This window comes from Amycolatopsis echigonensis (assembly GCF_002846615.1).
GTDB classification, from domain to species: domain Bacteria; phylum Actinomycetota; class Actinomycetes; order Mycobacteriales; family Pseudonocardiaceae; genus Amycolatopsis; species Amycolatopsis echigonensis.
In genome coordinates, this window is sequence record NZ_PJMY01000002.1 from 584,947 (window position 1) to 592,464 (window position 7,518).

General features: G+C 69.3%; 8 protein-coding genes. 4 read left to right on the plus strand and 4 right to left on the minus strand.

What is annotated here, in order from left to right:
- Nucleotides 1-30: 30 nt before the first annotated feature.
- Together ctaD and ATK30_RS45990 are read right to left on the minus strand one after the other, a co-directional pair.
- A complete protein-coding gene (gene ctaD, locus ATK30_RS04460) occupies nt 31-1,770 on the minus strand; it encodes an aa3-type cytochrome oxidase subunit I (protein WP_101434411.1) in 1,740 nt (579 codons plus the stop codon).
- A gap of 357 nt (nt 1,771-2,127) precedes the next feature.
- On the minus strand, nt 2,128-2,367 hold the full coding sequence (locus tag ATK30_RS45990) for a DUF2249 domain-containing protein (protein WP_244194503.1): 240 nt from the start codon (nt 2,365-2,367) through the stop codon (nt 2,128-2,130).
- Between the two features lie 580 nt (nt 2,368-2,947).
- Here ATK30_RS45990 and ATK30_RS04470 point away from each other — a divergent pair.
- The gene (locus ATK30_RS04470; RefSeq protein ID WP_208637263.1) at nt 2,948-3,430 is read left to right on the plus strand and encodes a hypothetical protein; all 483 of its coding nucleotides are present in this window, start codon (nt 2,948-2,950) and stop codon (nt 3,428-3,430) included.
- 592 nt (nt 3,431-4,022) lie between these two features.
- Here the strand turns inward: ATK30_RS04470 and ATK30_RS04475 are convergent.
- Together ATK30_RS04475 and ATK30_RS04480 are read right to left on the minus strand one after the other, a co-directional pair.
- Complete coding sequence (locus tag ATK30_RS04475; protein ID WP_101434412.1) at nt 4,023-4,403, minus strand: DUF488 domain-containing protein; 381 nt, start codon at nt 4,401-4,403, stop codon at nt 4,023-4,025.
- Nucleotides 4,404-4,636: 233 nt separating this feature from the next.
- Entirely contained in the window at nt 4,637-5,344 is a 708-nt protein-coding gene (locus tag ATK30_RS04480; protein WP_101434413.1) for a helix-turn-helix transcriptional regulator, read from the minus strand.
- A 95-nt stretch (nt 5,345-5,439) separates the two neighbouring features.
- On the opposite strand from ATK30_RS04480, the gene ATK30_RS04485 reads away from it, so the two are divergent.
- The 3 genes from ATK30_RS04485 to ATK30_RS04495 all read left to right on the plus strand — a co-directional run.
- Nucleotides 5,440-5,910: a hypothetical protein gene (locus tag ATK30_RS04485; protein WP_101434414.1), complete on the plus strand. Its 471-nt coding sequence runs from the start codon at nt 5,440-5,442 to the stop codon at nt 5,908-5,910.
- Nucleotides 5,911-5,975: 65 nt separating this feature from the next.
- The gene (gene folE / locus ATK30_RS04490) at nt 5,976-6,554 is read left to right on the plus strand and encodes a GTP cyclohydrolase I FolE (protein WP_101434415.1); all 579 of its coding nucleotides are present in this window, start codon (nt 5,976-5,978) and stop codon (nt 6,552-6,554) included.
- Between the two features lie 34 nt (nt 6,555-6,588).
- Nucleotides 6,589-7,518 (plus strand): NAD(P)/FAD-dependent oxidoreductase (locus ATK30_RS04495; protein ID WP_101434416.1); only part of this gene is annotated, 930 nt, incomplete at its 3' end.

Sequence of the window (7,518 nt, forward strand, 5' to 3'; positions counted from 1 at the left end):
AATTCTTATGTTGCGCCAGTGTTCTTCAGCTCAGACGTCCGTGTCGGCGTCGTCACCGAAATCGGTGGGGGTGGCTGCCTGCGGTCGAGTACGGCGGCCGATGTGGGATTCGAGGCGCATTCGTTGAATCATGTGCGGGTAGTGCAGTTCGAATGCGGGCCGCTCGGAGCGAATGCGGGGCAGTTCGGTGAAGTTGTGCCGGGGTGGTGGGCAGGAGGTGGCCCATTCCAGTGAGTTGCCGTAGCCCCAGGGGTCGTCGACGTCGGCGACAACGCCGTAGCGGTAGGACTTGATCACGTTGTAGATGAACGGGAGCATCGACGCGCCGAGAAGGTAGGAGCCGATGGTGGATATCGTGTTCAGGGTGGTGAACCCGTCCGACGACAGGTAGTCGGCGTAGCGGCGGGGCATGCCCTCGGCGCCGAGCCAGTGCTGGACGAGGAATGTTGCGTGGAAGCCGATGAAGGTGGTCCAGAAGTGCAGTTTCCCCAGAGGTTCGTCGAGCATCCGGCCGGTCATCTTGGGGAACCAGAAGTAGATCCCGGCGAATGTGGCGAACACGATGGTGCCGAACAGCACGTAATGGAAATGAGCCACGACGAAGTAGGTGTCGGTGACGTGGAAGTCGATGGCCGGTGAGGCCAGCAGGACCCCGGTGATGCCGCCGAACAGGAACGTCACCATGAACCCGATCGACCACAGCATGGGGGTTTCGAAGGTGAGCTGGCCCTTCCACATGGTGCCGATCCAGTTGAAGAACTTGATCCCGGTGGGGACCGCGACCAGGAAGCTCATGAGGGAGAAGAACGGCAGCAGCACCGCGCCGGTGGCGAACATGTGGTGCGCCCACACGGTCATCGACAGGCCGGCGATGCCCAGCGTGGCGTAGACCATGCCTCGGTAGGCGAACATGGGCTTGCGGCTGAACACGGGGACGATCTCGGTCACGATCCCGAAGAACGGGATCGCCACGATGTAGACCTCGGGATGGCCGAAGAACCAGAACAGGTGCTGCCACAGGATCGCTCCGCCGTTGGCGGGGTCGAACACGTGCGCGCCCAATTGCCGGTCGGCGAGCAGGCCGAACAGGGCCGCGGTCAGGATCGGGAACGCCGACAAAATCATGATGCTGGTGATGAGGATGTTCCAGGTGAAGATCGGCATCCGGAACATCGTCATGCCGGGCGCGCGCAGGCACACGACGGTGGTGATCATGTTCACCGCGCCGAGAATCGTTCCCAGACCGGACACGATCAGCCCGGTGATCCACAAGTCGCCGCCGATGCCGGGCGAGTGCAGTGCGTCGGAAAGCGGGGTGTAGGCGAACCAGCCGAAGTCCGCGGCGCCTCCCGGAGAGAGGAACCCGGAGAGCACAATCAGGCCACCGAAGAGGAACAACCAGTAGGAGAACGCGTTCAGGCGGGGAAACGCCACGTCCGGCGAGCCGATCTGCAACGGCAGGATGTAGTTGGCGAATCCGAACACTGTGGGCGTCGCGTACAGCAGCAGCATGATCGTGCCGTGCATGGTGAACAGCTGGTTGTATTGTTCCTGCGACAGGAACTGCAGGCCCGGCCGGGCCAGTTCGGTGCGCATCAGCAGCGCCAGCACACCGCCGGCCAGGAAGAACCCGAACGATGTGCTCAGGTACATGATCCCGAGCATCTTCGGGTCGGTCGTGCGGAACATGCGCAGCAGGTACGACCCCTTGACCGGCCTTCGGACAGGAGCGGGCCGGGTAACGACCGGGTGCGGACGCGTGGCGATCACGATCGGTGTCCTTTCCCGAGGAGGTCGCTCGTCGCGACCAGGCATGCCAGACCGCTGGTTCCCGCCGTCGCCGGCCCGGTCACCCTCACCGGGTGTCCCGGTCGCAGCAGCGCCCCGTGCGGGCCGCGCGCCAGAGTGCCGTTGCCGGCGAGGACACGAGCATCCAGGCATCGGTGGCCGGTGCGACGGGGGCGCTGATCCGGCGTCCCGCCGGGACGAGCATCAGGGTTGCCTGCGTCCGCGAGCGAGATGGCGTCAGACAGCGGTGCACCGGACCGCCCCGCGGCGGTCGCCTGCTGCCGCATGCGGATGCGTTCTGGAGTGTCATCGCCGCTTTCGCCTCCTGATTCCGCGCCGCTAGGCCGGTGTCGTGAGCCGTCCGATTCGGATGCGCCCGCGTCGCGGCCCGGATTCCAGGTAGTCCCAGGTGAACGCGTCGGGATGAGTCGCGCCGAACTCGCGGCGCAGCGGTTCCGGGTCGTGGTTGTTGACCAGGACGAACGACTCTCCCGGTCCGAGCCGGCGGTATCGACCGAAGATCCGAGGGTGTCGTTGCCCGTGCGGAATCGGTCGTACGTCCCAGACCTCCGGGGGCATCCAGCTCGCCACCGCCTGTCAGAACGCGCGGATCACCGGCGAGTCCGGGCAGGTCAGCGCCCGGCGGCGCGGCCAGCGCGGGCAGCAGCACGGTCTGGTCGAGCTCGAGGCAGGCGGCCAGCGCCACGCCCAGCGCGTGCGCGGCGTGCGCGGCCTTGGCCTGATAAGCCAGCAGACGATCCGCCTCGCCCCGGATGACGACGCTCGCCCGCACAGCCGGGTCGATGCTGGCGCCGCTGATCGAGACATCGGATGTCGCCGCCATGCCCTCTCCCGTCAACCTGCCCCGCACTGATTTGTATTTACAAATCAGATTAGTATTAAATGTGGCTCGATCAAGGGCGGTGTGCCGCTTTGAACAAAGCCATGACACGGCCGGAGAGCTCCGGCGGTGTCCGCGGTCCCGGCGGAGTCGGTCGAGCGGGGACCGGGGCGGCGCATGTCCGGTCGTCGGCGCCGGCCAGCTCGGCGGGCCCGGTCGCGTTGGGTTCGGATGTTCCTGGCGCCGACCGGGTTTCGGTGCGCGCTGGCGATCGCCGGCGCACTGAAGTGGGAGCGGGTTTCGGGAGAGAGGATGGGCGTGACGATGTCCCTGCCGTTCGCGATGCATGCCGCGCTGGTGGTCGTCCTGATCGTTGCGGGCGCAGTGTGGGTCGGAGGGTTCGTCGTGCTCGTGGTGGTCGCAGGGGTTGCCGGACGAACTTTGGAACCCGGTGTGCGGGTGGCGTTTTTTCGTGCCCTGGGCCGCAGGTACGGCGTTGTCGGCGGGGCGGCTTTGGCGGTTGGCCTGGTCGCCGGCGCGGTCCTGCTGGCGCACCGTCCCTGGACCGGCTTGTTGACCGCCGCCGCGACCGTTGCCGGGCTGCTCGTTCTGTCGACCGTCGCCGGCGTCGTGCAGGCACGGCGGCTGACCCGCCTGCGCCTCCGGGCGCTGGCCGAGGGGGCCGACGCCGTCCTCGCCGCCCGGGTGCGCCGTACCGCGCGCCGCGCCCGCTTGCTGCGCGCCGGGATCGGCGGGCTCAGCCTCGTCCTGGTCGTCCTCGGCGCGCTCCTGAGCGGGTGAGAAGCGTCAGGCCGTGCCCAGCCGCGCCAGCAGCAACCCGATCGGGATGTTCACCAGCAAGACGAGTATCAACAGCCGAAACCCGTACGGCGGCCACCGTCCCCGCCCGGAATCGCGCGGGGTGCCGCGGCCTGCTCCTTACGCGAGCGGCGCCAACCCGATCGCGAGCACGAGTCAGCCGACGTCGACCAGCCGTGGTAGGTCGGCCAATAACGCCGGTGAGTACCGTGGCGTTGCCCGCATTCCACGCGCTGACCTGTGTTGCCACCCGATGTCGGGGTGCACGCTGCGGTGCGAGGACTGCGCCACCATCATGGATACGACTCTCGTTGGAGAAACGAGTCGCAACGGGGCCAGCCCCACAACGGCACGGGGCCGACCGCGAAGGGCTCTCGATCGACGGTGATGTGCGTGTCTTGGCCGGCGGAAGCCATCTGTGCCTGGTTTCGCGCGGACCACAACCGCGTCGTCGGCGCGTCAGCGCTTGGTTGGCGCGCGTCCCGCGGGTCCAGCCGGGCTGCGCGCGGCCCGGCCGAGGTGGTCGTGTCCCAGCGTGTGCAGGGACAGTTTTCGCACGGTCCGTCCTTTCCGGTCAGCCAGCGGATTTCAGCGATCCGTCGCCGGCCAGCCAGCGCGCCAGCACGGCAGCCTGGCTGTGGTCGATATCCCGCGTCGCGGTGAGCAGCGTCATGTCGTGTGCCCGGGCAAGTGAGCGCAGGTGTCGAATGGCTTCCTGTCGTCGCGGGTCGCGCAGTTCGGCGAGGTAGCGGTCCCGGAACTCGGCGTACCGCTCGGGCTCATGCCTATACCAGCGACGCAGTTCGGTCGAGGGCGCGATCTCGCGCAGCCACTCGTCCAGATGCGCGTCCTCCTTGCGTATCCCGCGGGGCCACACGCGGTCCACCAGCACCCGCACCCCGTCCGACCGAGCCGGCCGATCGCGAATCCCGCGATAGGCGATGTGTGTCTCCATGGCCTCCCTTTCCCGGTGCCCCGCTCCCGCCGCCGATTTTATCCAAGTCAGCTTGTATAAACCATGACAAGTGACGCGTCGGCCGCAGCCGAGGCAGGGGCGGGGCGCTGCGGGCGGTGTTCGCGCCGGCCCTGCTGTCGTCCGCGCCGTCGAGCCACGCGGTGTCCCGATGGGGCTGAGCGATGGGTTGACGCCTCGACGCCGGGGTTGCTGCCCTGGCCGGATGTCCGGGATCAGCGGTGGTCGCCGGGGGGCGTTGCCTGCCGTTCGGGGTCGGCGCTGATCGGGGCGCCGAGTATCCGCACGCAGCAGCGGCCGGGGCGCGGGGCGAGCACCGCGCGGGCCGGGGAGGGTGCACTCCCGTCGAGCAGCCCCCGGATGAGGTGCAGGTTCAGTCCGCAGACGAGGTCGGTGTGCCGGCGGGCGAGTTGATGGAATGGGCAGTTGCGGAGTTCGACGTCGCCGTCGGCGGTGGTCGAGGGTTCGTAGCCGCATGCGCGCAGTGCCGCATGCAGGTCGGGGTCGCTCGCGGCCCGTCCGGCCTGGTAGGCCGCCGCGCTCATCGCGTGCTGTACCGCTCCGGTGTCGTCGGCCGCGATCGCTTCGGCGAGCACGCCGGCCAGCAGTCCGTAGTCGCGGGGCGGCACGCTGGCCGACAGTTCACGCTGGGCGCGCGCGTAGCGCTTGGCCGGCCGGCCCGCGCCGGGCCCGCCGCGCCCGGCGGCGCGCGCGTAACTGGTGGCCAGCAGGCCCGCCTCGGCCAGCTTGTCGAGGTGGTAGGCCGCCAGTGTGCGGCTGATTCCCGCGGCGGCCGCGGCGTCGTCCCGGGCTACCGGCTCGTCGCGGCTGCGCACGTACTCGTAGAGCCGTCGCCGAACCGGGTCGTCCAGACTGCTCAGCCCGCTGATCGCGTCTTGGTCGCGCCCCTGGTCACTGCCCACCCGGGCAATCTAACACCAAAGAGTCTTGACAAAAGTGAATCGCGTGCGCCAGCCTCTAAAAATAAGAAATCCTGGTGATACAAGGAGGTCGCGAGATGAATGCCCCGGCCCTGCGTGCGGCGCGCGCAAGCAGTCTGGACGAGGTCTGGCAGCGTGCCCGGCGGGAACCCGCCTACGGCGCGTTCGTGTTGATGCGCGTCGGGTTCACGGTGTTGCCGATCTGGATGGGCGTCGACAAGTTCGCCAACTCGCTCACCGACTGGCCGCACTACCTCGCCCCGTGGATCGTCGCGCTGCTGCCGTTCTCCGCGCAGACCGCGATGTACGTCGTCGGCGTGATCGAGATCGTCGCGGGCGTCGCGGTGGCGATCAAGCCTCGCTACGCCGCCTACGTCGTCGCCCTCTGGCTGGCCGGCATCATCGTCAACCTGCTGTCCTACTCCGGGTTCTACGATGTCGCGCTGCGCGATTTCGGCTTGCTGCTCGCCGCGCTCACGCTGGCGCGCCTCGCCGCCGCCTACGACCCGGCCTGGTTCGGGAACAAGTCCCGGGCAGGTGGGCGCTGAATCCGCTCCGCACGGCGGCCGAGGCCGGTCCGCGACACGACACGTCCCCGAACAGGTCGGCCGGGTTGCAGGTCGTCAGCGACACCGCGGGGGCCGATCTGGGCGCCGCGGAGCAGGCAGCGCGGGAGTTTCTGCTGGCGCTCGGCGTCGTACTGGACGAGGACGGGCTGGAGGAAACGCCGGCGCGGATGGCGCGGGGCTACGCCGAGTTGCTCACCGCGCGCCCGTTCCGGCTGACCACGTTTCCCAACGACGAAGGCTATGACGAGCTGGTTCTCGCCCGCGACATCCCGATCCGGTCGGTGTGCGAGCACCACCTTCTGCCGTTCGTCGGCGTGGCCCACATCGGCTACCTGCCCGGCGAGCGCATCCTCGGCCTGTCGAAGCTGGCCCGCGTCGCCGAGCACTTCGCCCGCCGGCCCCAGGTGCAGGAACGGCTCACCAAGCAGGTCGCGGACTGGCTCGGCCACCATGTCCGGCCGCACGGCGTCGGCGTGGTCATCGAAGCCGAGCACACCTGCATGACGCTGCGCGGCGTGCAGGCCACGGGATCGAGGACCATCACGTCCACCCTGCTCGGGACGCTGCGCCAGGACCCGGCGTCCCGCCAGGAGTTCCTCGACCTCACCGGCGTACACCGATAGCCCAGATCAACGCACCATCATGTGGAGGACAGCAATGACCACACCGCAGCGTCCACTGCGGCGGATCGCCATCGTCGGAGCCGGACTGGCCGGAGCATCGGCGGCGACCGCGCTGCGCGAACACGGGTTCGAGGGCCAGGTGACGCTGTTCGGGCAGGAACCCCACCACCCGTACGAGCTGCCGCCGTTGTCCAAGGGCATCCTGACCGGGTCGGCCGACGAACCGGACTGGGTGCACGAACCCGGCTACTACGCCGACCACGGAATCGACCTGCGCCGCGACACCACCGTCACCGCGCTGCACCCCGACCGGCACACAGTCGTCGATGCCGATGGCGGCGAGCACGGCTACGACCGGCTGCTGCTGGCGACCGGCTCCCGCCCGCGCGTCCTGCCCGCGCTCGCCGACTCCGGCGTCCACCTGCTGCGCACCTGGGACGACGCCTTGACATTGCGGAAGCACCTGAGCGCGGGCGCCCGGGTGGTGATCGTCGGAGCGGGCTGGATCGGCTGCGAGGTCGCTGCCGCGGCCCGCACCCGCGGCGCGGAGGTGACCGTCGTCGATCCGCTGCCGCTGCCGCTGCACCGCGTTCTCGGCGACGAGCTCGGGGCGGTGTTCCGCGATCTGCACAGCGGCCATGACGTCGCGTTCCGGTTCGGGGCCGAGGTGAGCGGCATCGACACGCGCGACGGCGCTCAACGGGTCCGGCTCAACGACGGCAGCGAGCTGGGCGCCGACGTGGTGGTGGCCGGAGTCGGCGCGGTGCCCCGCACCGACCTCGCCGGGTACGCGGGCCTGGAGCTGGCCGCGGGCGGCGTGGCCGTCGACCGCGCCTTGCGCACCTCGGACCCGGACGTCTACGCCGTCGGTGACATCGCCGCCCACGACCACCCCCGCTTTGAAGGCCGCGTCCGGGTCGAGCACTGGGCCAACGCCCAGGGCCAGGGCCGGCACGTGGCCGGC

Bases quoted from the DNA above. Each gene is read 5' to 3' on its own strand.
- ATK30_RS45990 (WP_244194503.1), bottom strand. From the start codon at position 2,367: ATGCCCCCGGAGGTCTGGGACGTACGACCGATTCCGCACGGGCAACGA.
- ATK30_RS04475 (WP_101434412.1), bottom strand. From the start codon at position 4,403: ATGGAGACACACATCGCCTATCGCGGGATTCGCGATCGGCCGGCTCGG.
- ATK30_RS04485 (WP_101434414.1), top strand. From the start codon at position 5,440: ATGAATGCCCCGGCCCTGCGTGCGGCGCGCGCAAGCAGTCTGGACGAG.